The sequence below is a fragment of the Enterobacter sp. Crenshaw genome (genome assembly GCF_024734705.1).
Lineage (GTDB): Bacteria > Pseudomonadota > Gammaproteobacteria > Enterobacterales > Enterobacteriaceae > Enterobacter > Enterobacter asburiae_B.
In genome coordinates this window covers 2,010,637-2,036,591 of sequence record NZ_CP102932.1, presented here as the reverse complement: position 1 = coordinate 2,036,591, position 25,955 = coordinate 2,010,637, and the positions used below count along the sequence as shown (strand labels likewise).

31 protein-coding genes are annotated in these 25,955 nt (G+C 51.2%); all 31 read right to left on the bottom strand.

The annotated features are described in order from the left end of the window. Nucleotides 1-86 precede the first annotated feature (86 nt). Nucleotides 87-761: a hypothetical protein gene (locus NWV12_RS09795; RefSeq protein WP_096151463.1), complete on the bottom strand. Its 675-nt coding sequence runs from the start codon at nucleotides 759-761 to the stop codon at nucleotides 87-89. Beyond that, on the bottom strand, nucleotides 761-1,063 hold the full coding sequence (locus NWV12_RS09790; RefSeq protein ID WP_101744543.1) for a hypothetical protein: 303 nt from the start codon (nucleotides 1,061-1,063) through the stop codon (nucleotides 761-763). The genes NWV12_RS09795 and NWV12_RS09790 overlap by 1 nt, the downstream gene beginning before the upstream one ends. Beyond that, nucleotides 1,063-4,248 carry a host specificity protein J gene (locus tag NWV12_RS09785; protein ID WP_101744542.1) on the bottom strand — a complete coding sequence of 1,062 codons (3,186 nt, stop codon included), beginning with the start codon at nucleotides 4,246-4,248 and terminating at the stop codon, nucleotides 1,063-1,065. Before NWV12_RS09785 ends, NWV12_RS09790 begins: the two co-directional genes overlap by 1 nt. A gap of 53 nt (nucleotides 4,249-4,301) precedes the next feature. After that, nucleotides 4,302-5,036, bottom strand: coding sequence for a YnfC family lipoprotein (locus tag NWV12_RS09780; RefSeq protein ID WP_233788484.1), 735 nt, complete (start codon nucleotides 5,034-5,036; stop codon nucleotides 4,302-4,304). Between the two features lie 35 nt (nucleotides 5,037-5,071). Next, the gene (locus NWV12_RS09775; protein WP_047652157.1) at nucleotides 5,072-5,662 is read right to left on the bottom strand and encodes a tail assembly protein; all 591 of its coding nucleotides are present in this window, start codon (nucleotides 5,660-5,662) and stop codon (nucleotides 5,072-5,074) included. After that, a complete protein-coding gene (locus tag NWV12_RS09770; protein WP_047652156.1) occupies nucleotides 5,662-6,384 on the bottom strand; it encodes a C40 family peptidase in 723 nt (240 codons plus the stop codon). The genes NWV12_RS09775 and NWV12_RS09770 overlap by 1 nt, the downstream gene beginning before the upstream one ends. 1 nt (nucleotide 6,385) lies before the next feature. Beyond that, complete coding sequence (locus NWV12_RS09765) at nucleotides 6,386-7,141, bottom strand: phage minor tail protein L (protein WP_101744540.1); 756 nt, start codon at nucleotides 7,139-7,141, stop codon at nucleotides 6,386-6,388. Further along, nucleotides 7,138-7,485 carry a phage tail protein gene (locus tag NWV12_RS09760; RefSeq protein WP_101744539.1) on the bottom strand — a complete coding sequence of 116 codons (348 nt, stop codon included), beginning with the start codon at nucleotides 7,483-7,485 and terminating at the stop codon, nucleotides 7,138-7,140. The genes NWV12_RS09765 and NWV12_RS09760 overlap by 4 nt, the downstream gene beginning before the upstream one ends. Before the next feature lie 64 nt (nucleotides 7,486-7,549). Then, nucleotides 7,550-7,906: a hypothetical protein gene (locus NWV12_RS09755; protein ID WP_047652153.1), complete on the bottom strand. Its 357-nt coding sequence runs from the start codon at nucleotides 7,904-7,906 to the stop codon at nucleotides 7,550-7,552. A gap of 119 nt (nucleotides 7,907-8,025) precedes the next feature. Next, a complete protein-coding gene (locus tag NWV12_RS09750) occupies nucleotides 8,026-10,938 on the bottom strand; it encodes a phage tail tape measure protein (protein ID WP_101744538.1) in 2,913 nt (970 codons plus the stop codon). After that, on the bottom strand, nucleotides 10,938-11,198 hold the full coding sequence (locus NWV12_RS09745; RefSeq protein WP_069719119.1) for a DUF1799 domain-containing protein: 261 nt from the start codon (nucleotides 11,196-11,198) through the stop codon (nucleotides 10,938-10,940). The genes NWV12_RS09750 and NWV12_RS09745 overlap by 1 nt, the downstream gene beginning before the upstream one ends. A gap of 47 nt (nucleotides 11,199-11,245) precedes the next feature. Continuing rightward, a complete protein-coding gene (locus NWV12_RS09740; RefSeq protein WP_023344275.1) occupies nucleotides 11,246-11,557 on the bottom strand; it encodes a phage tail assembly chaperone in 312 nt (103 codons plus the stop codon). Nucleotides 11,558-11,624: 67 nt separating this feature from the next. Then, entirely contained in the window at nucleotides 11,625-12,296 is a 672-nt protein-coding gene (locus NWV12_RS09735) for a phage tail protein (protein ID WP_101744536.1), read from the bottom strand. A gap of 66 nt (nucleotides 12,297-12,362) precedes the next feature. Further along, complete coding sequence (locus tag NWV12_RS09730; RefSeq protein ID WP_101744535.1) at nucleotides 12,363-12,773, bottom strand: DUF4128 domain-containing protein; 411 nt, start codon at nucleotides 12,771-12,773, stop codon at nucleotides 12,363-12,365. Further along, a complete protein-coding gene (locus NWV12_RS09725; RefSeq protein ID WP_101744534.1) occupies nucleotides 12,770-13,354 on the bottom strand; it encodes a hypothetical protein in 585 nt (194 codons plus the stop codon). The genes NWV12_RS09730 and NWV12_RS09725 overlap by 4 nt, the downstream gene beginning before the upstream one ends. 1 nt (nucleotide 13,355) lies before the next feature. Next, on the bottom strand, nucleotides 13,356-13,706 hold the full coding sequence (locus NWV12_RS09720; RefSeq protein WP_101744533.1) for a hypothetical protein: 351 nt from the start codon (nucleotides 13,704-13,706) through the stop codon (nucleotides 13,356-13,358). After that, nucleotides 13,706-14,188 (bottom strand): DnaT-like ssDNA-binding protein, encoded by a 483-nt coding sequence (locus NWV12_RS09715; RefSeq protein ID WP_101744532.1) that lies wholly within the window; start codon nucleotides 14,186-14,188, stop codon nucleotides 13,706-13,708. Before NWV12_RS09715 ends, NWV12_RS09720 begins: the two co-directional genes overlap by 1 nt. A gap of 36 nt (nucleotides 14,189-14,224) precedes the next feature. After that, the gene (locus NWV12_RS22115) at nucleotides 14,225-14,452 is read right to left on the bottom strand and encodes an Ig-like domain-containing protein (RefSeq protein WP_375379101.1); all 228 of its coding nucleotides are present in this window, start codon (nucleotides 14,450-14,452) and stop codon (nucleotides 14,225-14,227) included. Nucleotides 14,453-14,505: 53 nt separating this feature from the next. Then, a complete protein-coding gene (locus NWV12_RS09710; protein ID WP_023344281.1) occupies nucleotides 14,506-15,459 on the bottom strand; it encodes a major capsid protein in 954 nt (317 codons plus the stop codon). An 11-nt stretch (nucleotides 15,460-15,470) separates the two neighbouring features. Next, nucleotides 15,471-16,241, bottom strand: a complete 771-nt coding sequence (locus NWV12_RS09705; RefSeq protein ID WP_101744531.1) for a hypothetical protein — start codon at nucleotides 16,239-16,241, stop codon at nucleotides 15,471-15,473. An 80-nt stretch (nucleotides 16,242-16,321) separates the two neighbouring features. Further along, nucleotides 16,322-17,419 (bottom strand): phage minor head protein, encoded by a 1,098-nt coding sequence (locus NWV12_RS09700; RefSeq protein ID WP_047652142.1) that lies wholly within the window; start codon nucleotides 17,417-17,419, stop codon nucleotides 16,322-16,324. Between the two features lies 1 nt (nucleotide 17,420). Further along, nucleotides 17,421-18,809, bottom strand: coding sequence for a DUF4055 domain-containing protein (locus NWV12_RS09695; RefSeq protein WP_101744530.1), 1,389 nt, complete (start codon nucleotides 18,807-18,809; stop codon nucleotides 17,421-17,423). Nucleotide 18,810: 1 nt separating this feature from the next. After that, nucleotides 18,811-20,118, bottom strand: a complete 1,308-nt coding sequence (locus NWV12_RS09690) for a terminase large subunit domain-containing protein (protein WP_101744529.1) — start codon at nucleotides 20,116-20,118, stop codon at nucleotides 18,811-18,813. Continuing rightward, nucleotides 20,096-21,097 (bottom strand): terminase small subunit, encoded by a 1,002-nt coding sequence (locus NWV12_RS09685; RefSeq protein WP_101744528.1) that lies wholly within the window; start codon nucleotides 21,095-21,097, stop codon nucleotides 20,096-20,098. Before NWV12_RS09685 ends, NWV12_RS09690 begins: the two co-directional genes overlap by 23 nt. A gap of 453 nt (nucleotides 21,098-21,550) precedes the next feature. Next, a complete protein-coding gene (locus tag NWV12_RS09680; RefSeq protein WP_045371016.1) occupies nucleotides 21,551-21,964 on the bottom strand; it encodes an Ivy family c-type lysozyme inhibitor in 414 nt (137 codons plus the stop codon). Nucleotides 21,965-22,352: 388 nt separating this feature from the next. After that, a complete protein-coding gene (locus tag NWV12_RS09675; protein ID WP_101744526.1) occupies nucleotides 22,353-22,871 on the bottom strand; it encodes a hypothetical protein in 519 nt (172 codons plus the stop codon). Then, on the bottom strand, nucleotides 22,868-23,404 hold the full coding sequence (locus NWV12_RS09670) for a lysozyme (RefSeq protein WP_045143003.1): 537 nt from the start codon (nucleotides 23,402-23,404) through the stop codon (nucleotides 22,868-22,870). The genes NWV12_RS09675 and NWV12_RS09670 overlap by 4 nt, the downstream gene beginning before the upstream one ends. Continuing rightward, nucleotides 23,404-23,706, bottom strand: a complete 303-nt coding sequence (locus NWV12_RS09665; protein ID WP_028013330.1) for a hypothetical protein — start codon at nucleotides 23,704-23,706, stop codon at nucleotides 23,404-23,406. Before NWV12_RS09665 ends, NWV12_RS09670 begins: the two co-directional genes overlap by 1 nt. A 670-nt stretch (nucleotides 23,707-24,376) precedes the next feature. Beyond that, nucleotides 24,377-24,568 carry a hypothetical protein gene (locus NWV12_RS09660; RefSeq protein WP_047958756.1) on the bottom strand — a complete coding sequence of 64 codons (192 nt, stop codon included), beginning with the start codon at nucleotides 24,566-24,568 and terminating at the stop codon, nucleotides 24,377-24,379. A 192-nt stretch (nucleotides 24,569-24,760) separates the two neighbouring features. Continuing rightward, the gene (locus NWV12_RS09655) at nucleotides 24,761-25,594 is read right to left on the bottom strand and encodes an antitermination protein (protein WP_101744525.1); all 834 of its coding nucleotides are present in this window, start codon (nucleotides 25,592-25,594) and stop codon (nucleotides 24,761-24,763) included. Beyond that, nucleotides 25,591-25,953, bottom strand: a complete 363-nt coding sequence (rusA, locus tag NWV12_RS09650; protein WP_048979564.1) for a crossover junction endodeoxyribonuclease RusA — start codon at nucleotides 25,951-25,953, stop codon at nucleotides 25,591-25,593. Before rusA ends, NWV12_RS09655 begins: the two co-directional genes overlap by 4 nt. Nucleotides 25,954-25,955: the final 2 nt, after the last annotated feature.

The window sequence follows — 25,955 nt, the reverse complement described above, 5'->3', positions numbered from 1 at the left end:
GCTCTAAAACGTTAACTTAGAGGAAGAAACAATGAAAATAGATTTTATAGGTCAATATCTTTAGATTGATCGTTTTGAACGATCGTTTAATCGTAAGCGGTTGTATTGATGGCGGTTAAAGACATCCCCGTATTGGTACCACCGCCTGGTGAGCCTGTCCCGGTAGATGTCCCACCTGCGTTTATTCTTGTACTGCCTCCGTTAAATCTGCACGATGAATACGCGTTGATCGTATAAATGGTCGGAGGCTTGGTCGCGTTATTTGTGATAATTGTCTGACCAAGCTGTGCAGGAGCTACAGCCCAAGATCCAGACAATGTCTGGTCTATGTTTATGCCTCCGTTTGCACCTGCAGTGCCCACTGTTTGCAGATCAGAAAGAACCCTTGATTCGTTTGTCAGAACAAGTTTTCCCGTAGCATCCCAGATTGCAAATCCCCACGCTGGTAGTGTTTGCGGGAATATTGCGAAGACGTATGCAGTAAGCGTAAAGCTCTGGTTATACGGGTTCACACCACCAATATATACATTTCCTCCGAGTCGATATGACATGACTGGTGTCGGCTGCGCCGTATCAGTAGTTTTGATAAACACCATTACCGGATAATCTGCGGGTATAGAAAGATATTGCGTCACCTGCTGTGAACTGCCGTTAGGTGAGGAGCTAAAGGTGTATTTACCGTAGAGGCAGAATGGAGTTGATTGCGGCGTAACGAAGGGATTTCCATTATCCATCAATATCATCGCACCATAATCAGCCATTATGCTTTCTCCATAAAAATAATCAGCTCGCATTTAGATGCCGGATAATTGCCCAAGCCCGTTTCTGATGCGGGTGTCACAGCAATGGTGTTCCCGCTCGCTACAATTCTGCGTCCGACACTGTTTCCCCCCTCGTCAAGAGAAACAACAAACCCCACTTTAAACCCCTGAGGTAGGCTAAAGCTCCATGCCCCTGAGTTCTGCCCTGCCGCTAGTGGAATACGTCCAACAACCGAAACTGGCTTAATGCCATAGTTGTTTGGCCTTCCACTGGCATCCCATGTTTGTATACCCCATGACATCAGAACACTCCTGTCAGTTTGCCAATCTGTACGCGGAGGACACCGTTCGCATCCCTGATGCTGTCAGTAACGTTCGTGGTCTTTCTTGCACCCTGACCGTCACTACCGTAGTTTTCCCAGCTACCACCTTTATCCAGTTTCCATCCGGATTGTCCGGCAACGTAATTATTGGACTGGATGAAATTGCCAATTTTGGCATTGGTGATCGTGCCATCCTGAATAAACGCTGAACTCATAAATACCTGACCATTAACCACCGCGAACGGTGAATACTGGGCGTCACCACTGCCACTCATCAATACAAACTGATTAGCGTTGAACCCAATACGGGTAACTACCGGTTTCCCGTCCTCAGCAAGCACAGCAATCGACATCCCGGCGTTGTACATCACCCCGTTTATCCTCACGCCTGTTTTGAGGGTGTAGATTGCCGAAGCACCTGAGGCATCGACGACGGCTGTGAGCTTGTCTTCCAGGGAAGCGGTGACGTTGTCGATCTGCGCCTGCACCTGTGTCGACATTTCGGCCATTGCCCTATCCACCTCAGCAATAGTCGTTTTCACAACGAGGATATCGGCGCGTACCTCTCCGTATTGCGCCCATTGATGTTCAACTGTTCCATGGTTGGCCAGCGCGTTCTGCATTGCAGCTTCGAGATTGGTATCAATATCGCTGGTCAGACGGTCGCCGTCGGCCGAGGTAAGGTAATCGTCTGCGATTTCACCAAGATAATCATCAGCATTATCGTTAGACATTCCCCTGATCCAGTCGGTATAGCCGGACTCGTTACCCGTTCTGTCAACCAGCTGCGCGCGATACCAGAATTCCTGCCCGGCTTTCAGCCCGAGCTGGGTATATTCAGCAGATGGATAAGGTACGTCCGATAGCAGCAACGGATCGGAAAAGTCACTGTTAGCGGAGTACTGAATTTCCGTTTTAAGCGTATCGCCGGTGTTTGCCGGGAAGCCCCAGTTCAGACGAATACCCCAGTTGATGGCCGTAGCCATAAAGCCCACTGGCTTGGGCGGATTGCCCACTTTGCCGGTCAACGTCTTCTCTTCTGAATATCCCCACCCGGAAGAAATTTCCGCTGCGTTGATAGCACGCACGCGCACCAGGTACCGTCCGGCGTAAATCCCCGGGACGTCGAATGACGTGGTGGAGCTGCGCGGCACGTTAACCCAGTTCCCGTCATTGCGGCGCCATTGTGCCTCATAGGCGATGGCATTTTGTGCCTGGTCCCAGCTCACTCTCATGGTTTCGACGCTGATATTCTGCTGAACCACCGAAAACGAGCCGATCACGATATTGGCTGGCTGCAATTGGTTACCTGGAGGAATGACACTCACCGGCCGTTGATCAATGATGGCACCCGTATCGATTCGGGCATATTTATCCGGATCGTGATTTGCTCCAGTGATGGTATATGTCCCGTCATTGTTATCAGTGACACTAATTACCCTGTACTGCTGTGCATAGAGTTCATCAGATTCAATAACCCATACAGCCTCGGCCTGTGGAAGCTCGCTAAAGGCGGTTGTCACGGTAACCATTCCACCTGACAGGGACTGAATCGTACGGGATTGGGTAATACCCGACGGCAGGTTTACCATTATCCTGTCACCGGCCTTAGCACTTGGTACCCGGTCAAGTTTGAGTACACGACCATTAACCGCGGATAATCGACCGCCTAAATCTCTCCCTGAAAGATTTCGGTCAGAAACAGCAATTATGTAGCCCGGCTGAGGAATATTGCCGTCCAGACCAACGTCAAACGTTACAACCCTGTCTTTATTGTTGGTCAGGATCCCCCAGCGCCCTTTCCTGTTTGCCTCAGACTGTCGGGTGCACCCGATGGCGGTGATCTCAAGCTGGTTGAAACCATAGCGCGCCACCAGCGCCTGCTCGAAGACGGGCTCCATTGCATCAGCATAGCCATTTGCCGGATCAGACCAAGATACAAGAGCGTTTGTATAGCGACTTTTGGTTGTGCTGCTGGCATACACAAATTTGCCGTCGACGACATTAGCGTGCGTGTAGGTAAAATCGACATCTCTGGGCATGTCTGCAAGGGCAACAATCTGGTCGTCTCCCCAGTAGGTCATGCCTCGAAAAATGGCGGCAAAATCTCGCAGGACGGTGTAAGCGTCATTTCGATCCTGAATGTATACGTTGCAGGTGTAACGAGGTTCAGTTCCGCTGCCGCCCTTACCATCCGGTACCGGTTGATCACAATATTGAGCGACCTGATAAAGCGTCCATTTGTCGATATTAGCTGCCGTTAGCCGATTACCAAGGCCGAACCGGTCAGTGACCACCAGATCGTAAAATATCCACGCAGGGTTATCCGTCCATGCCCACTTAAATGCGCCCGTCCAAGTGCCGCTGTACGTTCGTGTCTCGGGTTCATAGCTATCGGGCACACGAATAACACGCCCGCGAGGCTCGCAGGATATTTGCGGTATTGAGCCATTGAACTGGCTCGAATCAAATTCGATGTACAATAGCGCAGTGTTCGGATATCGCAGTTTGGCGTCGATTACTTCTGTGAAGCTTTGCAGCGTCATCGTGTCGCCTATCTTCGCGCTATTGGCATCGGCTGTAATTTTGCGCAACCTGATGGTCCAGGTGCTGCCCGCCTGAGGTAAATCAATACGGTGGCTGCGTTCATAACCAGAGGTGGTTTTCCCGATCACGCTGGTATTTAGCACCGTCTGCCAGGTGCCGCCATCTGTCTGCAGGTCAATTGCGTAGTTGACCGAATAGCCAACCAGATCGCCATCATCCTCCTGTTTGAAGAGAGAAGGCCATTTTAGACGCAGGCGAACAGCTGATAGCTGCGTATTGGTGAACGTGCGCGTCCATGCTGTTGAGCTGGAAACTTCGGAACCTACATTGATTTCATTTTCGGTACCCGGGATCCCTTGAATGTATTTTTGCGCCTGAGTTCCAGAACGAAACTCCCACGCTACACCGCTGAAGTTCTGTGAACCATCTGGGTTCTCAAGTGCGGTGCCATCAAGATAAATATCGCGCGCAGTAAGGCCACCAGCAAACTCCCCCTCTCCCAGCGCGAGAAGGATTTTTGCCTTGGCTACTGACTGCAGATCGTCTGGCTGTTCTGTAGGAGTTCTTGAGCTTGAACTGCCGCCCTTGCGGCCTTTAATAGCGGTTGCTATAGCCATATTTCGCCCATAAAAAAAGCCACCCGGAGGTGGCTTATTGAAATGTGTTTAATCTAGTAGAATTCAACTTTCGTATTCGCTGTCATTAGTACTGGCTTCGGCACAGGATTCCCTGCGCTCTGCATTGTTACTTTACATATTTCAGGAACAAGCTTTTCGCTATAATGACAAGTATTCGTTGCTGTATAACCTTCCGAGTAAACTGATGTGTTTATAATTTTATAATCAAGAGGCTTCCTGTCTTTATCAACATAAGATATTTCGTTTTTAGAGAGGACCTTTCCAGAACCATAAAACTCAGAACGTATCAAATTAGAATTATCATCATAAAAATGCTCAGATATTTTCTTACCTAAATAATAGGTATTTTTAATTAAGCCATTCGAGTAAAGACTATATCGCAACTCGTCACCATTTTCATTTTTACTCAAAATATTACATTTTTCATCGAGCTGTATAGAGAAAGGCTTACCATCTCTCTGGCCAACAAGACTTCCATTGCTATTTTTTAGATTTGTTTCATGACCAGACGAAACGTTATCAAGATCTAAGCTTTCGACACAACCATTCTTAGCTAGTCTGATGGCGATTTTATAAGTGACCTTACCATTTTCTTCAACATCAGTATCTAATGATTTGACAGCTCCTTTAACTGGATTGAAATCAAACATAGTAGATAAATTATAGAGGAGAGGTATGTAATGGTTATCAGCTAAAGCCATGCCTGAAAATAAGGAAGTACAAAGGAAAAGAGTAGATATTTTTTTCATTTTTGAATCTAAGCTCAAGTTACCCCATATTAAGTAAGCCCATTACAGCATGCTTACTGCTGATCTTCAACATAGATACCGGCGGAGATGATCGCTCCACCGATGCGGCGTTTGCCGTAAAGGAGCGGCACAGGATTACCCTGGGCTGTCGTATTGGTTACTCCACCAAATGCGTAGCTGGCCTTATTGTCTGCCGATTGCTTGCTGGCTAGTCCTGTTGTCTGTGGAGAAAGCATTTGAACGACACCGCCAAGGGCCATCGCAGCGCCAAATTGCATTAGAGGAACGCCGACAGCACCACCGCCAAAGTATGACGCCACAGCACCAACTGCGACCAAAGCCACGCCTAAGATGGTCTGGAATACTCCACCACGTTTACTCCCGAGGATAACCGGCGCAATACGGATATCAGCACTACTCTGATCCATAGAGAGTTCGTCATCGTTCAGGTTACGCTTTCCACTGAATACAGCGTAAGTAAGCCCACGCTGCTTGCTGGTATTCAAAAACCGCTCGAAGCCTGGCACGATAACGCACAATGCGCGGATGGCTTCTTTTGGTGAGGCAACCGAAAGTTGGAATTCGCGGCCAAACGTAGTACCCAAAACACCATATAGGCGAACAGTACGGACGGATTCGCACATTATCCCTCCTGCATGATTAGGCTTTTATGCCTGACAATTTTCATGGTTCTCTCCATCCAGTAACCTCCATATGGCACACGTTGACTGAGGTGACCATAAAGATGATGGAGAAGCATGTTCCCCTCCAGTAAAATCCCTGAATGGTTCCACTTATTCGATTCCACCTGCATGATGATTAAATCGCCCGGCATTGGTGATCCACTGAATTCTCGGAACCCACATTCGTACCAGCAATCCTGATAGAAATTATCCGGATAGGAGTCCTCCCACCACGGATAATCAACACGGTAATCCTGAAGTTCGACATCATGCTCCTGCCGGAAATAGCTCATCACCAGCCCCCAACAGTCGTAGTGTCCGAGCACAAACGGGCGCCCGAGCAGCGGCAATTCTCCGCGGGGAGTAATGGTACGAAAGTCTCCTTCCGGCCAACTGACAATATGCCAGGGCAGCAACGTTGCATCGCATTGAGCCTTGTCCAGTTCGCTTGGTTGGGTCGTCGCGTCAGGGTGACTATGTACGATTCCCGTTATCGTCCCCCAGTCTTCAGCAGCGGCGTAATCCTCTGGTGAAAGGTGAAACTGTTCCGTTGGTTCAGCAGCCAGATTACGGCATGGGAAATAGCGTTCCACCCGGCTTTTCTGCGCTATCACGCCGCAGCATTCGTGGGGATAGTCTTTCGCAGCATGCGCCAGGATGTCCTGAATTGTTTTCTGACGCATGTTAACTCCTGATCAAAGATGTTCCTGGAAAACCACCGAAAGGAAGTTCATTGTGTTCACCAAACCGAAGCTTGCAGGCGGTGAGCGTGCCGCTGCATTCATCCAATGAGGGATCGCTTACCGGATTGTTGTTTCTGTCGAAGTAAAGCGTGCCGGCATAATCGCACCCATCGCCGGTGCGGTACCTATTCCGGATGCACCATGTGCAAAGGGAATGCAGCTGTCTGGTCGGAATCATCAATCCCTGCAGATCCATCGGGCTGGTAAGAACAAACTCGATACTTTCACCGGGAAGCTCGCTATTTTTACCGTCGATAAAGAAAACCCGCTTCCTCACCTGCAAGGGATCTGCTGTTGGATTTCCATCAGGAAAATTACGCGCATCCAGGTAATGCGCAAAAGTGTCATGAATCGTAACTTTGGCCTGCAGCATATCGTCATAGGCCAGACAGAGCGCAGTGATAGAGCTGTCAATGTTGGCAACAGTGAGCGTCGGCTGGGCGCTACTGCCATCGGTTGACGCTTCCAGTCCCTCGAGCTTATATGGCCAGGCACCATACTCTTCGCCCTGCCACCAGATACTCTTCGCCTTTAACTTTGATTCGTCGCCACCAGCAGCCGCAATCTCTTCTTCAGTATGCGGGAGGTTATAAGCGTGAAAGCGCAGAACGTCGTCCAGACCAAACACAGAACCGTCTACCTCAAGAAGACGTATTTTTTCACCAGGTTCGAGGCGTTGATAATCTTCAGTAATCATGGTGCGTATGCCTGTTTGAAGGTTGCTTTTATGGTCATCACTTTGCTGGATAGCGGCTGGGCTTTAATGGAATCAGCTTCAATCCGGTATAAACCGGTTTCGCCAACAGGAGACGTCCAGATAAAGGATTTTGTGATGTGCTTGCGGCAAAAACTCAGCGCATCGAGCATCTCTGCCTTTTTTCCCGTTAAGGTCATCGGCCATGACTGTTTTCCAGGATTGATGCCTTCACCGACGATCTGTTCAAAGCCGTCTCCGAAGGATGCAGAGCGTGTTGCGTAAGTGAACTCCCCTTCCATTCCCGCTTGAATCTGGGTTCGCCAGGTAAATGTTTCGATCGCCACCTTTCCTCCGGGCATAAAAAAACCCAGCGAAGGCTGGGTTAATCACGTGAGATCCTATTTATTATTAAAACGATTCCACAGTCGAAATTCGGTAGACATAAGGCCCACGTTGCGATCCGTTCTCGTCAATTTCGTTGTATGTAATGATGCCGTCAACATTTAGAGGGACATCCAATACATCAATTGTGGCTATGTTTTTGTGGATTGTTGACCCCCAATCAAGAAGGGCTAAACCTTTCCCAAATTCTTCCATTACAAATGGGTATCGTTCGACTCCCCATGCCTCGTAGTTTTCTACAACGCCAAAACCGAAGGAAGCATTGTCATAATTGAGTTTTTTGTCATTCAGAACTGGAGAAACGAATGAAATACTCGATTTTTCATCCCCGACCCATAGAGCCGTCACCTTAACTGAAGCCATTTCGTGTCCCTTAAGCCATTAATTTCAGTGACATAATCATACCAGTCAAAATGCCCGGATGGTGGTTATTTATGGCACGATTACCAAAAAGGGATATAACAAATAACGGTCACTATTCATCATCTCGATCTCGTCGCATTCCAGATTAGACCACCAGGCTGAAGCTGTTTGGCAATTCCAGTACGAACAGACTGATCGATGGTCTGTTTGTAAGCCCGAGAAATAGCATCGTTATTGCCGGAAGTCTGCTGGTGAGTGTTCTGGTTTTGAACGACCACGGAAGTTTGAACGGTTACGCCGCCAGCTGCATTCGATTGCAGCCCATACATTGGGGCTGTGCCAACATAACCACCGTTTGCATACCCCTGAGCTCCACGCATAAGCGCATAGAGATTGCCAACACCTAATGCACTTGTCGCTTCCTTCGTAAACACAAACTCACCGCCGTGTACAACGCCTTTCGGTTGGTATTTACCGCCATCTCCCGTGTAGCCGCCTCCATCAAAACCGGGGACCAAACCACCACCTGAGAAACCAAAGAACGCGCCGATACCGGTTCCACCAAACGCTGACTTCATTCCATTAACCAGAGCCAGTTGGGTCAGCATCTGGGCGATGCCCTTGAGGAAAGTGGAAAGGAAATCTGAGAAGTTAGATTTACCTGTTGTGAAGAAATCAGTCAGGGTGCTGGCCATGCCGGTGAATGCGTTGCTGGTAACCGTCTGCACCTGGGAGTAGACATTGGTCGCGCTGTCTTCGAAATCAGCCCAGCCCTTTTTCGCGCCGGTCAACCAGTCGCCACGCAACCTGTCCTCTGCATCATAGTAATCATTCGCCGCTTTAAGCTGCTTCTTATATCCGCCATCATCCAGCGAACCACCTGAATTTTTCCAGCCGGCGGCGAGCTGGCTCTTTGCCAGCTCTCGCTGCGCCTGGCGGTCACTCATCCCCGCGCCACCCAGTAATGCGGCCTGTTTCTCAGCCATCTGCGTGACGTATTTCTGCGAGGTATCCATGCGCTTGTTCAGCAGTTCCTGCGCGGAAATCTGATCACCCAACAGGGCTTTCTGCCGCGCTAACTGCAGCGCCTGGTCTTTACTCGCCAGCAGGGATTGTTCCTGCTTTGTCAGTGAACGTGAACGCAAGGCCTCCTCCAGCACCTGAAATTTCGCTTCAGTCGTCCACAGATCTTTGCGCTGCTGGCTGATGGTGTCGTTCAACCCTTTATGCTGCTGCAGCGCGCGTAACTGTGCCTGAAGCGCCAGTAACTCGGCCTGAACAGCATCCGTGCTGCGATCGCCAGCCGATATAGTGCCCTGCTTTCCGGTTTTCGACTTTTTGCCAAAAGCAGCGACTTCTTCTCGATCCTTCTGTGTGGTCGCGGTTTTTATCTTGCGGGTGGTATCAAGGTATTTACTTGCACTAATGTCTGCGGCATCCCAGTCTTTTTTCAGCTGAGAAACGCTGTCGCCATAAGCACCGGCCATTTGTTCGTTATAGTCCTGCCATCCCTGCAGAGTATCTGTTTTCGCCCAGTCAGGAACGAGATTAATCGCGGCAGCGATAGAGGAAGAAATGATCTGGTTCAGTTTCTGGAAAACTATCGCAACGCTGTAATAAATTGCGTTGAATTCCTTCAGTGTGTTTGATGCCAGCTCAGCTACCCACTGACCGATATTCTGCATGGCCTCAGACGCCCAGTCTTTGATATCCAGCCACAGGCGACCAAACGGTGTCAGCGAGTCGTAAGCCTGCTCTCCACGTTCTGCCATCGTATCGCCAAACAGGTCCATAGCCTGTGTAACGGCCGCGGTCTGGTCCTTCTGTTTCACCAGCTCATCAATGTGCTTAAGCTGCGAAACAGTCAGGAAATTGTATTGTTCGTTTAGACTCTGAAGGGCTTTAACCGGATCCTTTTCTATATCCTGATATGCCTTGGTGATGTCCTGCGCCGAAACAATACCGGTTTGAACTGCTAGTGCCGTAGAGCCTGCCACTTTTTCAAGCTGCTGCTGTGTAAGCGATCCCATGCTAATCAGTTCAGTCATCAGACTTTGAACGGTTTCTACAGTAGCGCCAGTAGAGGCAGCAATCGACTGGGAGGAAGCCATTATCTGGAGCGCTGACGTGCCTGCAATGTTGCCAGTCCTGATAATGGCCTTGTTAATTTCGTCGTAGGCTGTGAAGTAGTCCGCTCCCGCTTTTGCAGCAATCAGAACAGCACCGGCCAGGCCACCAATGGCCACTCGGGCAGGAGTCACCATCGATAACATCGCTTTCAGAGCATTGCCTACACCGCCAAACGAATCGCGCAGCTGGCCACCCTGCTGAATGGCTACCATATAAACCGGCATACCGGACGCCAATGAAGTTACGATGTCGGTCATTTGCATTGGTAGATAACGCATCGCGTTGCGGTATTGCCCCGCGCTGATCGCTCCTGACTTCCACGCTTCCTCCTGCTCTTTCAGTCGGGCGATCATCGGTGCAGCACGATCGGACACGCCAAGTTGGGCTGCTTTTAGCTCTAACAGTTCTGCGCGCGTTTTTCCGATTGCTGTGACCTGCTCTTCCAGCGAATCGATAAAGGTTTTGCCCGCCGCCGCTGCACGCTGCGCTGCCTGTGCCTGTTCAATGCGAGCCCGCCCCTCTGCGGTCTCAGACTCCATGACCTGCGCCAGTTTAGCTCGGGTCGTCTCAAGCACGCTGTTGTAGCGAGTAAAGTCCTCGTCTCCCACCAGCCCTTTACCGCGAAACTTCGCCAGGCTCTCCTGGATCGTGTCCAGTTCATCCAGCGCCTTGTTGACCGGGCTGATTTTATTCAACAGGTTCTGCAGCTCCTGGCGCTGTTGCTTCAGGCTTTCGCTGTTCTTCTTCTGGTTGTCGATACCGGTGCGGAACGTACTGTTCAGGTCATCCGCTTTACCTGCCGCGGCGGACGCGGTCTCCTGAAAGCGATCCAGTGCCTGATTACCGCGCTCCAGCTCACTGGTATTTACACGCAGGGAAATCGTGGCGATATCGTTACTCATTACGCCCTCTCTTTATGCATAATTTTTAGCGCAGCACTTTCCATCACCCGGATGTCCGAAAGCGCGGTTGCCTCGTCGTCGACGTTGTGCAGACGCATTACCCAAGGCAAAACGTTATAGTCGAGCCCGGACGCGCCGCCCATTCCCGTTCGCCATTGCGTGCTGACAGCCTGAAATACAAGGAATGAAGGCCAGATATCGGGCCAGACATCTACGAAATTATCGTCATAGTCATCCGGCGTAAGCCCGTAAGGCGCCAGGTCTGCCGCTGTGGGTTCAGGCGTATAAAACGCAGAGGCAACCGCTATCAGTTTTTTTCACGCTGCCCCATGAGCTCGCGGTAGTAGGTTTCCGGGATGGCCTTCATCGCCGCCGGATAGTTTTCCAGCAGCACCGACAGGTTTTCCGCGTTGAATGCATCAGGAAGTGCCCAGCCTGAAATGATTTCCATCAGAAAATCAGTGGCGGTTTTGCCTTCGAGTTTTTCCAGGTCAGCCAGTTCCTTAAGTGGCTTGTGATTAAACGTGAACGTCAGCACGCCATCCTCATCGCCGGCTCGGGGGATCGAGACATTGGCCTTGAATGTAGGTTTGGGCTGAAGGGTGAATTTGGTCGCCATCGATACCTCTTAACGAAAAAAAAAGCCTCCGTTATGGGAGGCATGGAATAGTGAGAGCGCTGACGGGTCAGGCTGCAGCGTCAGTCACCTTGTAGAACGTCATCGCCGGTGACTGCAGGTTCAGCACCACACTCACTGTCTCTACCTCGTTAACCGCAGTAGTCGGCGTATCGTCAAAGGACGCCGTGGCCGCCCAGTAACGGTTTTCCTTCGCCTTCGGCACGTACATGTAAGCCGCAACCGTTTCTTCGTCTTCATCCAACTGGCGAAGCAGCGGATATACGGGGAGAGTGGAGTCATGCGCGATCGAGTAGGTCTGGGAGACTGCAGACTTATAGGTGTTCAGGTTTCGCTGGCGGTCGTCGCTCAGGAACTGAATCTGTGTGGTGTTCTGATCGCCACCAGATTTCGACACCTCAGTAATTTGCGGCAGCTCGGTCCATTCAAGCACCTTGCGGATCGAACCGGTACCGCCACCAGCGGCATATTTGTTTTTGTTGGTGGTATTGATGTTGCGAAGAGTTACGGCGCTTTCGGCAATCGCATCAATTTTTGCAATGACGTTATCAACACCGGACCAGTTGCAGTTCACATGAACAATATCACCCACCTTGAGTGCATCAGCTTCACTCACGGTGATCACCATGTTTTCGGCGTTTGTCGCCCCGGTGAAAGGAATGGCTGGGCCATAACCCGATGCCAGATAGACGTGAGCGCCGTTAGGCAATGCAAAGCCCATATTGGTTACTCCTTTAGAAACGGGAAAACCGGCAAAGAGCCGGTCAGGTTTAGAAGGTTGTGAGGATTAGCTGGAGATATCGGCTCGATAATTGAGACTAACGGGAACGGTATAAGAGACAGATGTAGTGATACCGCGGAAAACACCAGGCGTTTGATCTATCCAGCATGTAAAACCCCTGCCTTCAATCTCCTGCCCCTCGGGGAACAATTCAGCCACGCAGTCAGCCAGAGCCACTACATCGGTACGGCCAGTGCCTGCTGGGGCCACAACATTAATCTGGTATACACCTGAATAAATGCGGCAGCGCAATCCAAGGTCTACCGTACGCGGCGTGGCGGGCATGTCATGGACAGCAAGATAGAGCCCATCAGATGGCGGTGTGAAAGGCACGTTTTCCCAGGCAACTGGGATCCCTTCAGCATCAGCCCACTCGCCGAGCCTGGCGGCCAGCGCCGCCGCGATATCGGGAATCATTTAGTCACCTCCCTTACTGCTTCCTCAAAAAAGCGCTGAAACTCAGCAGCAGTGATGCGTACCATCCCTCCCGGAGCCTGGGAAGAGTGCCCCATCTCCAGTCGATACGCGTAAGGGACGTTGTTGCAGAAATAAATAGCCTTCATCCCGACTTTGAACAGAGACAGCGTGTAATTCCCTGCGGCTTTTGTCAGATTTCCGGTTTTATCTATACGGCCCGTTTCATCTGTGGTCGGTGCATCAAAAGACAACTGCCAGTTGCCCCGAAACCGTCCACCGGTATATCCGGGTGGCGCTTTGATATCCATCCCATCCACCAGTCGAGCTTTCTTCTTAAGCCGTCCGGTTTTAGTCAGGTTGGCAGGGTCCGATTTTTGCGCTTCGTTATGGTCGTATACCGCCTGATTGTAAGATGCTGCCGTCTGGTTGATGCCCCAGAGTTCCGGGTTGCCGACAGGTGACATCATCACCAGTTGATTAAGGATCCGAATGCCGACAGCACGTACGACCGCTTCCTGATTCGATTTGGCTTTGTCCACGAACGTGGTGATGGCAGCCGTGAACGCCTTATTATCGCTCATGCTATGTCTTCAACTGAGATTTGTAGCAGAGCACCACAGCCCCCGGTTTCACGGGGTTAGGTTTAACTACGCGGTGGCTTACGCCGTCCACGACGATCAGATCGCCGGTTTTAATTTCCTTCTCAGCGGTAAAGACAATCCGAATATCGCCGTTTTCAATAACGGTTCCATCAATTTCGCCTGGCGCGTAATCCGTCTTAACTCCTGTGGCGGTGAATTGGATATCCTCGGAACGATGCTCCACACCACCGATGACGATTAACGTGCCCTTACGCGTGACGTTGTATTCAATGCCGTTCTGCTTGAGCATACGAGTCGTTGTCGCCTGCATTCGCTGATAGTTTATGGCCATTACGCGCGCTCCGCGAAAGCATTGATTGCATAACCACGCCCACCAGCCAGGTCGCCAAGAATAGCCATTACCGCCGGGTAAGTTGGCGTAAACACCTCACCGTCGGCAACCGCATAAGTCATGGTTACGGCGCCTTCGACACGTTCGGTTTTCACAGCGGCTTCGCGTACGCTGGAGAGTAAATCGCCGTCGATTGCCTCTACCGCCAGCATGCACTGCGCGGTTATAACCTGCCGTGGTACTTCATCCGGTGGGAAATCATGTTCATCCAGAACGACATTCACGCGTGGCCATGCCAGCGGCTGTCGAGGGTTTGCTTTGGAACCTACCCAATCAAGCCCTTCCAGGTAGTCCATCGCCTTAATCAGTAACGGTGCGAGCGTTTCAGGCAGCTCAATCCCTCTCAGCGCGGCAAATGACGCCAGTTCATCTTCGCTGGCGTAACTGTTAACGTCAGCGGCGGTGATATCAGTATTAATCATCTGAGCATCCGGTGAATGGGGCTTACGCCCCATCGGTTAGCCTGCAGCAGGTGCGGTGAAGGTGATTTGCTGACTCGAGTTAGCAATACCATCAACAGTACCAGTGACTGTGAAAGTACCTGCCGTATCAGAGGTAAGTTTGACCGTCGCCCCACCAGCAGAGCCGGTCTGAGAACTGGCCGTGCTAAGCGCGCCGCCCGTTGAACTCCAGACAACGGTTTTGCCGGAAACACCTGCGCCGTTTAGCATGTACTTCAGAGAAATGGTGACCGCATCGGTGCTGTCAGCGGTTGCGGAGGTTTTATCCGCTGACAGCGTTACTCCCCCGCTGCGGATCCCAGCTTAATCAGCACGCCAGCCGTGGATTTGTTACTGGTGAAGTGCTTCTTCCAGTTACCTGCAGTGCCGATTTTGGTCAGGTCCGGGTTATCACCTTTGGAGGTATCCCAGCTGTAGCCCAGCAGGTCGACATTCACCACGCCTTCAGCACGATACCCGATCGCCAGGTTTTCCTGATCGTTGATGTCGTAGGAACGGAACCCCGGAGCCTGAGACTCAGTAACAGTCACCGCCCCGGTCACCAGCCCGAGAATCGCATCAGCGTCCATGGTGTCGGTCACCAGAACAGGTTTACCCAACGTGCCCGGCTGCCCGCCGTAAACCACCACGCCCGCTTCTTCGTAGATTTTGTTGGCGATCGCCTCATCCACGATGTCGAAGTAAGTGGCGGAGTGCATAACGAAGAGCACAACACGGTTGAACTTGTCGCCATACTTACGCAGGCCGCGCGTCAGGGTCTTCTTGCCGTCTGTTTCGATATCGGCGGTGACCACCATATCCGCGTTGGCGCCAATAGCAGCCGTCAACGCCTTCAGGCCGTATTTCACGTAGCCTTCCAGCGTCGCGTCAGCCACATCAGTGCCGATCACTTCGGAGAACTCGTCAACCGAGCGGCCGCGGCGTTTGAACGCTTCTTCAGTAGTTTCGTATGGACCGTATTTCCACGGCGCTTTAACGGAGACGGCTTCACCAGCGCCAATCTTCTTACCAGTTACTTTTTCGGTGGAGTTAACATCACGCGATTCGATAGAGCCGCCCACCTTGTAGAACGCACGCTTGCGGAAATCGCCTTCAATCAGTTCGTTATCCAGCAGGATCGCTCCGTTGGAAGAGGCGTTGAAGATTGCGAGGTTATCCTGTCGTCGCTCAAGGAAAGCGGTTTGCGCCAGGTCGTCATAAATGATCAGGTCACTATTAACAGTGGTAGACATGGGTTAATCCCTTATTTTGGAAGTTTGAGGAAGGCCTGTTGGCCATGCTTGCGGATGTAGTCCGCTTTGTCGCTGGCGCTCATTTCGGAACGTTTCAGGCTGCCACCACCGTTTGACTTGTGCCCACCCGCGCCAGTGCCTTCTGCGCGTGGGAACAGATGCGGAGCCGTCTCCTTAAGAGACTCCACCCACTCAAGCGGGCTTAGTGGAGTTTTGCCGTCTTTACCGAACAGAACGTCGCCATTTGCATCAACTGCTACGGCCTCGCCTTCGTCGTTGAGCTGGAATGTGCCTTTGGCACGCAGAATCAGATCGTCGGATGCTTCAGGCAGCGCACCAGCTTTTGACGCTGCTGCACGGATTGCATCGCCCAGAACTCGATCCCGGAATTTATTGGAGAACGCTTCGGCTTTGTCCGCGCGCTCGTTTGCGGCTTTGATTTGCTTATCGACGTCAGCACGCAGACGCTCGGTGCGCTTATCGAGCACCTCATCGATTTTCCCTGCGGCAATCAGCTTTGCCTCTTCGTCGTCGGAAAAACGCTGGAGAATGCCGCGTACAGCGTCTGGATCGATACCTTCAAAGCGGGACAGGTTTTCTTTCTGCTGCTTTATGGTGCCCAGCAGTTCGCTATTTTTCGTTTTGAGGCCAGTGACTTCGCTGGTCACGCGCTCATCAATCAGCTTCTGGATTTCAGGAGTGATTTCGATACCCCCGCCACCGCTGCCCTCTCCGCCGCTTTCAGGTGCGTAAAATTTCAGAAGCATGTTTCGAATTAACATAAGTTCCCCTCGGGATTTTGCCGGGCCTCGCCCATAAAAAAGCCCCGGCGGATGCCGGGGCGTGAAGTAAGATGTGGTTGTTAGTTGTCTGTGCCTGAGAGCTTCTTCAGACGTTCCAGGCTGATCCATTCGCCTTTGTCAGTAAACATATCAGCCAGGTTGATTTCACCCGCGCGGAACAAACGGCCACGCTCGGCACCCAGAACCTGATCCTGGCGTTGTGCTGGCTGACGCGCGAGCCATTCCAGATACGTGGTTTTAGCTGGTACCTGTCCATCCATGCTGGCACGAGTGCCTTCGTCCATTTCGTCGATATCGATGTCAAGTTCTCGCCATGACTTGAGAATCAGGGTTTCAGTAGAACGGCAGCAGAAATGAATCTTCCCGGGTCCCTGTAGGTAAGGCACCTTATGCCCGACCGGTTTGTTATCCAGGGTGTAACGCAGCAGGTCACGAATAATGCAGTCGTGGCTGGTTTTATTGTCCAGCGTAGACAGCCACTGCTTACCTTTCACGATATCGCTGTTGGCGCTGGTGAAGCAGTTGCGTGCAGTGGCAGCCAGATGATTAACGGCTGTTTTAGCGATGCTGGCGGCGTTTGCCCTGCTCATCTGCAGCGCGCCGTCGCGATAGTCTTTGTTGGCGTGGCCACGAACATTGCGGGCTATAGTTTCAACCGTGTCGCCGGCAAGATAACCCCTGCGGACGGCGTTCACGATACGCGCCAGCCTGTCCGATTCCAGATTATCCGCCCACTCACTCAGCAGCCGCCCCTGAAAGGGCTGCGCCATCGCCGCGGCATACACCATATCGGCTGTAATGCCCTGCAGCGGATAGTGAGACAGGACCTGTGATGGCAGAAGGGAGTCGAACAGGCTCAGCTGATAACTGGCTTCGTTCTTTGCCAGTGCCACCAGCTCATTTTCGAGCCCTGCCTGCATGGACGCTACGGCTTGATGGTTAAGTTCGCGCACGCTGCCCAGTAAACTCTCCAGACGATTAACGGTGAAGCTCTCAGGAGGCAATCTGTCCAGCGCATCGAGCAGGCGGGCTGACAGATCCGCGTCCGTCTCGTTAAGCAACTTCACCATCCGGTTTGCCACACCAGTGGCGTAGCGACTTAACCAGACGGAATGTGCGATCGACTCATCGCGCAGGCTTTCGTTAATGGTGGCCATATCAGCCTCCGGTCAACGTGGGTGCCTGATTGCGAAGCGCATCAATAACCTCGTCCGGGCTGTCTGCCGGGTCAATGAGATCGAGCTTCTGCAGCGCGCGAATCATATCGCTATCGCGCAGCGCACCGGACTGCCAGGCGTTGACGATTGCCGTTACCATGCCAGACTCCGCGACCTTCGCTATGAACTCCTGGTTGATGGTGTAACTCGTCGATTCTCCCTTAATGCCTAGGTATTTCGCACACCAGCCAAGCGCCAGCGTATAGGCTTCAGAAACGTTTGAAACGCAGATACCGAGCACCGATGTTGAGGATGTTTGCTCACCGCTCGCTTGGGTTGCCGTCTTTGCCGTGGCGTTCTGCTCAATCAGCCGGGCGCCAAGCTGCACCATGTAATCGCGCTTGCTATCCATGGCCTCTTTAGCCAGCATGTTCGGCTGCGCCTGGGCATAACCAAACGAACCCTCCTTGGGAAGCAAAAGAGGTGATCGGGAACCAATTTTCACGCCCTTCTTCTCGAGGTGATCGCGCCAGTTGGTATCAAGCCCGGTCATATACGGCTGTACCTGGCCACAGAACCATACGCTGTCTTCATAGTCAGCACTGTTGCGGTAATGTCCGTGGTTTATTTCCACCAGCGCGGCCAGCGGCGAATCATCGATAGTAGGATCATTGTTTTGGGCACCGACAAAGGTGAACGGGATTTCATCCCAGTAGTCCTTTCCTTTCGGCTTAGGGTGGTACTCACTGTCAACGGTGTAGGTTCCGCTTACGGTGCCACCAGCCCGGCGCCATACACGGCATATGAACCGCCCTTCTTCTAGCGCCAGCTCGCGATACTGGATTTCATCCTTGTAAGCATAACCATCCGGCTCTTCTACGCATTCCCGCAGCACCACCAGCACCAGCTGATCGCGCCCGTTAATACGCTTTGTTCGCCAGTTAATGATGTTCTCTGCCGGATAGCGGAGGATGATTGCTTCGTCGGACTCTTCAGCGTAATCGACGTAAATGCCCTCTCGCGCAACCTCCAGCACGTTCTCTGCCACCAGTTGCGACTGCTGATAGATGCTGGTACCGGCTCCGTCCGCATTGTCCAACAGGTACTTCAGCTTCTCCGGACCGTTAAACGTGGGGTCCTTGCGATACGCCATCCCAAGCATGCCGATCTTCGTATTACCGGCAATCGCATAGAACACCGCGCGGCTCAGATAGTCCTCATTGCGCTTGCGATTGCGTGTGGATTTATCGGTTGGGTCGAGATACGGCAGATACTTATTACCCGCCGCTTTTACGGCCTCAGCTCCTTTGCAGAAGTCCCTGTATTTCCTCCAGGCAGCAGAAGCCGCCCGGTGTTCTGGTCGAACCCAGGTGATGTCGTCGTTTGCCATATCAGAAAGTGGTATCCATGGTGATTGAGTATGCCGGTTTCACGATGGGGTAATCCTTCACGATGAAGTACCCACCAGCATCATTGGGGTGATCGTTATCAGCTGATTTGTCTGGTTCGCCATTAGCCGCCCAGATTTGCTGCTCGAGGCTCTCGGTGTAAACCGGGCAGTTCTGAACGTTCACCAGATAGCGGCGTTCTCCGTTGGCGTTGCAGAACATGGCGTTCATTGAGTTGATGCGGTCTTTAACCGGCGGGTTGGCATCATCAACAATGACGCTGAACCCGGCATCATTAAGCTGGGCAATATCGGTCTTGCTGGCGTTCTGCGATTTGCGTGAGTCGCCAGAGGCATCTGGATAGATGTAAATCTCCCGGCTCTTCACGTAGCGTCCATCCTCGTAGCGCCAGAACTCTTCCTGAATGCGCTTAATCATCGCCGGCGTGTCGTAGACTTTCACCAGCTCACGAACCGCACGCGGCAGGCCATTACGCTTAACATGAACAATCGCGGCCATTTTTCCAACGTTGAAGTCCATGCCGATAAATAGCGGATCACCATCCTGAATCTCGTCAGAACAGTTATTCAGCTTACGGTTGAACGTGTGGTAAATGGTCCCGCTGTTGAGGTTGGTGAACTTCCCTCGCAGGTATGCCTGAATCAGTTCGTCAGGGTAAGAGCTCAGCAGCGACGTGATGTAATCCGCGGGCAGATTCTTCGCATTGTCGAACGTGCTGGCCTGAATCAGTCCGTATAGAGCCGCAAGCTCTGGCTTTTCACGTACCGCCTTCACGAACTGCTGGTAGACGAACTTGAACCCTTCCGGCGTTGTCGTTACGTCAATTCCATTCCTCAGGCCCGGGGTGTTGTAACGCATACGAGCGATGATTTTTCGCCAGGCTTGTTGCGCTTTGGCAGCCGCCATGACGTCAAGCTCATCCACCATCGCGTTACCGATTTTGAAACCAACTATCGAGCCGGGCTTCTCCATAGAGCGGCAGATTGTGGTCCCGCGGTACCTTCGCCCCTCGTAGAAGTGGACCTCTTTGTTCCCCTCGTTGATTTTGACGGTTAACCCCCAGTTGAAGGCCACCTCTTCAATCGTCGGGTAAAAGATGTCACGAATTTGCGGGTACGTCGGCGCGAAATAGCCCTGGTTAATCTTCGGGTGCTCCCACATCCCTTTGCAGATGCCGCCACAACCCACCCACGTTTTACCCGAACCGAACCCGGCAACGTAGGCCTTGAATTTGTGCTGCATCGCGAGGAAGCGCGCCTGAGGAATGTTAAGTGTCGGGCTGTTCCCCATCGTCCGCCCTCGCGTCCACTACGTTGATATTGATCTGCACTGGGGTTGGTTCATCGTCGTCACCATCACCCGCAAGCTCTTTACGGAGTTTCTCAACCTCCAGCTGCCGGCGTTCGATTTCTATCTGCTGCAGGCGCTGCGCGAACTCGCTATCGGCCAGGCCCAGGCGCTTCATTACCGCCTCGAACATGCGCTCACGGCTGATAGCAGTGATTTCAACGCCATTCTTGCCGACCTTCACACCTGAATAAGCGAGCCGAGAAGCTGCCGGGAGTTTGCGCGTATCGGGGAAATAAGGCTGACCGATGCCCTCACCATTGCAGCGTGGGCATTCAGGGTTTGGCTCTCGGGTGTGGTCGTAGCCATAGCCGCCTGTGTCATCTGGTTGCCTGGCTCCTTCCCTTCCCTCAGCCTTTGCTGTTTCCTCTTCAAACTCAACTGCATCGCGCCACTGGTAGTGATGACCGAAGCCCCAGCAGTAACGACACGCGCCGCGACGATACTGTGAAAGCTGGTTTGCATCGAAGGTGGCGAGCTGCCACATCTGAGCGAGGATTTCATCGGCACTCCCGATAGTGCGCACAATGGACGCTTTTTGCTGCTGCGCAATAGCCTGCGCAACTGAAGTTTTCTGAAGGAGTTGATAGCCGATTTGTTCAGCTGATTTTTTACTGTAGCCAGCCCGGATAGCAGCCCGAGTGGCGTTGTTGTCCTTCAGGTACTCCGCGACAAATAAGCGCTGCTGAGCAGTAAGTCCATCATCATCCACCAGTTCATTTGCGCTCTTATCTTTCTGCGCAGTGCGCACTATCTTTCGCGGGTAAATTTTTGTATTTTGCGCAGCAGTTTTCTTGATATAGCGGCGAGCAGTTACATAATTAAGGTTATGTGCCTCGCACCATTCCTTAGGGGATATGCCAGTAGCAGCGTGATCAGACAGGAACCGCTTCTGCAGCTCGCCCCAATCCGGCTTAGCCATTGTTACCTCTAAACTGAATGAACTTTAGACGTCACTCACAGCTTCAGTATTTGAAGCAATGGAGTATTTTTTCTCAAAGAAATCTTGAAATGAGGATTTAAGCTTATGAAATAAGTATAACTACGATGACGTACAGAAAATCAAGGCCAATCTCGAGTGGATAGTGCATCAAGCCTCTGCCCGGTCTCATTTGCGCACTGAGCATGATCAATTAGTGATTTCCGATCTAATGGAACTCATCCAGACATATGAAACGCTTCTGGACCTTGTAAGCCAATTTGGTGCTTCCGTCTTAAATTCGGAAATCATAGCGGGTCTATCAATCACAGAGGAATTCATTGCTAAAGTTAAGAGGAATGAGGGTGCGATGTGAGCGACAAACACACTGTGAGACGATTGATTTGTGTATTGAAGCTTCAAACTGGTGGATTACAGTTTGTAAGCTTGGGTTATTTAATTGCCGTACAGTCGATTGAAAAGCGCATTTTTCATCGCATTAGAATCAATCGGATCCACGTTTAACCAGGTCAATGTCTCACGATTCTTTTCTGCATTGAAATCAGAAAACACACCATGAATATCACCGCTATCAGGTGAGTAGAGAACAGCAATATTCTGTTCTGGACAACTGTGTGGTTTACACCCTGACAGTGCAATATACTTTTTGCCCGCAACTGTTACTTCGGTTGATGGCGTGCTCGTGCCACCACTTTTTACCCATGCAGGTAGTTTGTTTTTACTAATCAGCTGGGAGTAGCTTTTAGACGTGCTTTTTGCACTGGCGAAATCAGAAAGATACTGCCCCTCGTCGGCAAGAGCACTGAAAGATACAAAAGCCATAGCAGCGATAAACACTTTACCTTTCATATTAATCCTCATTCCATAAAGACATCTCAACACTATACCTTAGCGGCTACTATGTCAGCCCTACAGTTAGCTAGAGGATTCCATATTACTGCCTATCCCAAGTGATTAACTCAGAATCATCCTAATAGCTACCGCTTATGCTTGTTGATTACGGACTGCTTGCCAGACTATTCAAGACTCTGATGAGGAGTTTGCCAACTCCAGGGAAACATCCATAAAAAGAGCAAGTGAAACTGAGACTCTGGTAGCCCTCCTTGTGAGGGCATTTTTTTACAATGCTGCGCTTCGCTTGTTAAATATTGAGTCTTTTCTACAATTTAATAGTGCTTTGCTATGTCAGGTAAAGCCGTCGTTCAGGAATACCCGTGTGCTCAAGGACGAGCCATCCCTAATTCTTTCTTTCCAACTCGATCTGCCTTATGCCAGCGAAATTATTGTTGCCCTTTTCAATTACAGCCAGTAGCGGCTTAATCCACAATACTACCTGGCAGTACGTCATGGAGTTGGTGGCAACGGCACGATCATCGGCTGTGTAAGGTCCGTTGGAATCGGTGTGCATGGCGCTGGCACGTAAACGGTGCGCGTATTTGAGCAGCCCACCAGCAATGTCAGCAGGAACAGGCAGATCACAGGTTTTTTCACGGCGGAGAATCTCCCGGTATTCGATTACGGTTTCTTCGGTGCTGGTGTCAATCAGGGAGTTGAGCCTATTGGCATGTTCTGCAACCTGATTGAATCGATTGAAGTTGAATGTCTGGGTAGCGATAACCTGCCCTTGCAGAGAATTGTCACTTCGCAGAACGTCGTTTTCACTTTGAAGATTACTGGCCTCCAAACAGCTCTTAACGAGGGCGACCGAAAGGCCAGCAATAATGACAACGCCGATAATACCCGGATTAATTTTCACTGGTCTATCCCCCAGCACGCCAGCGCACTTTCCTGGTCTCGCCGTTCTACCTGACCGTAGCAGCCGTTCTTCTGACCTTTAGTCATGCTGCAATCGCGACCACCGTCTTTAATCCACCAGCGGATTGCCTCGCATGCCCCGCGGCGGTCACCGGCATTAATGCGCTTATAGAACGTGGACGGGAAGCACTTACCTGGCCCGATGTTGTACGGGCAGAAAGAAGCTATCCCAGCTTTCTGAGGTTCGGTAAGCGGTACCGTAATATTGCGATCAACCCACGCCAGAGCCTTATTGCGTTCGATGGCGTTCACCTGATTGCATTTGGCCTGAGTCAATTTCATGCCCTGCACAACCGGTTTACCATCAACCATCGTTGCGCCGCGGCAAATAGTCCAGATACCGCCGCCATCCTTGTAGGCCGTGAGGCTGTTACCCTCTTTCTCATTTAGAAACTGATCGAGAATGACGGATGCAGGAGCACCAGCCAGTACCAGCCCCAGAACTGCAGTACTCAACTTTGCTCTGGATCCCATCACTCACCTTCCTTTTGTAATGCCTCAACGACCACGCTTGCAGCGGCAGGACGCTCTTGAAGGGGTTTATCACCAACGCCTTTCAGGTAGTCATTGACCATTTTTGTTCGCTTCTCATCCTCTCTACGCCTGCGGTTTGCATCTACCCGCCCGTTAATGTACGAGGCTAGCGAGATAAGCAGACCAGCAGCGCCAAAGAACATGAACACCAGATCCTGAGTGGTAAATCCAATGGCTGACGCCAGAGCTGCTACCCACGCGAAGAACTGCGTGAAGATGTTCCCTGAATCATTCATTTTCATGGTCTCTCACCTCGCTAAGTGCGGGTGCTGTTGATAAAAATAAAAAAGGCTGCCATACGGCAGCCTGATGATGATTGATACTCTTCGGCGCTTCTTTCTCCCTTAGGAAAGCAATAGATTAAACAATCCTTAAGGAGAGTCATTTAAACAAAAAAATAATTAACTGCTCACATAGTTTAAAGCTGTTATTATTTACATTAACTCATAACTTTAGCTTTTGTGGATAAAAGAAAGACAATCGGGCAGAAGATGGAATTATTATTGCGGAGAGGAGTGATGTCGTTCTCCGCGCTTTTTTGTCTCAGACGAGCTTGTAATGTTTCGAGGATCGTTTTGCTAAAACACGTACTGAGGTTTAGCACCCTTTCTTAGCTCTGAGGTCTCTTACAAAACACAAGGGAGAAATAAAAAAAAACCTGCTCGGACAAGCAGGCATAAATAGCTAAGTTGGCAATAACTGAGGGAGTGGTGCCGGGTGCCTCCCGGTGGAAATGATCACAGCATTCATTTCCGCGCGCTGGTTGGACACTCTGGAGAAATGTCCTGCTGAACCGCCCCTCCGCTTAGGGGGATCCACCACAAAAACGCTTTCAGAAACATCCATTCCGCAGGATGCTTAAGAAGCATATGTGCAGTATGAAGAATCTGCCGCATAATCAGATGAATATATTCATCTAAATGGTAGAGGGAGAGGGCCTTCAATCACCTCAGCTTCTCCGTTGTCGCAGATGTCGTCACCCTGTGTCAGATGCCAAATACCATTAAAAGTAAGTCCCGTCTCAAGGTCTTCAGTAACGCCATTGCTGAAGTAAGCAACCTGAATCCTACCGTTGTGCTGAATCCAGTAGAAACCTTCTTCCATATTCCCTCCTGCGTTGTTGGGGAAATTATAAGTCACCGCAGGGTTGAATGGTTTTAGATATTCTTAAGTCGCTATTAAGCAAAAAGCCCCACGGAGTTAACCGCAGGGCTTTAAACGAAGGCAATAACCCATCGTTAGAGGAAAATTACCACAGATTCGGGAAAAGTAAATAGCTCACGATAAAATAACGCCCTATTTTGTTATCTGCTTCAGCTGCGCATCAGCCCAGGCCTCTTCGATGTCAAACTTGGTGATTAGCTGATCGTAGAATGGCTTAACAGACTTCTTCCAGGTGTCGAGGCTGATTGCATCCGTTATCTGGCACACCGCGGCGTAAGCCTCAGTTGATGGAATTCGCTCAAACCCTCGCCCACTGCAGCGCTTGCAATCAGCCAGTACCGGAACGCCCTGCTGCTCTGTAAGAGTCTGATTAACAGCTTTCCCGCGGCCATGACAATCTTTACAGGCACAGCTTACTACCTTCTTCCCCTTACACCGAGGGCAAAGAACGCGCGCTACCTCCCTGACCTGTCTATGCACCTCATACTCAGAAGGACGAATATTCTCCGCGCCCATGTGCAAAGACATCTTCACGAACTTCTTCTCTTTTGCCGGAGTATGAGACTTCATGCTGAAAACCTCAGCGTCGATAAACCCTTCCCCATTGCAGCCATCGCACTGCTTCACGCTGGCGGCGCTGCGGGAATAGTCCTCGAACGCGAAGGTGGCCAGCTGATGCATCACCAGTGGCTTAACCCCGGCACCCAGTTTGCGCAGTGCAGCAACCCGATCGCACCTGGTCAGCGCATACTGGGCCAGCAATTCGATCGCCCTCTCCCGGTCATTCTTGCTGATACCCATCTTCCCGAGAAAAGCGCTGTAACCCAATGCTGCCCGTTCCTGCGTCATGCCCATCGCAGCCATGATATCCGTTCCGGTTAATAAGTCTGACGCCGAAGCGCGCGGAGAGTCGCTAATCATTGTCGATTTGGCAAAGTGATATTTGAGGGTGTTTTCAAGGTTCATGCGGTCTCCAGCTCAGTAATGGTGAGTTCTAATTTTCCGCCCTTAACGACAGGCATTTTCACAACGCGATAGTCAATAACCTGGCAGTCGTCCAGCCATAACCCCGCCTTGGTTAAAGCGTCGAATGCAGCCTTCTGCAGGTTATCCAGATCGCGGCGCCGGCGGTCAGGCATGTGACATTCAATACGTATTTTGAGTGGAGCGGCCGTGCGGATATTAAGCCGGGCGCTTCGAATGACACTTGCGACCGCATAACGGTACGCAACGCCATCAGCGCTAATGTGTGTACGCCCGCGGTTGTGCCGATAATACCGGTTGTTGCTCGGCGGCCAGGGCAAAGTGAGTTGATATGTCTTCACGT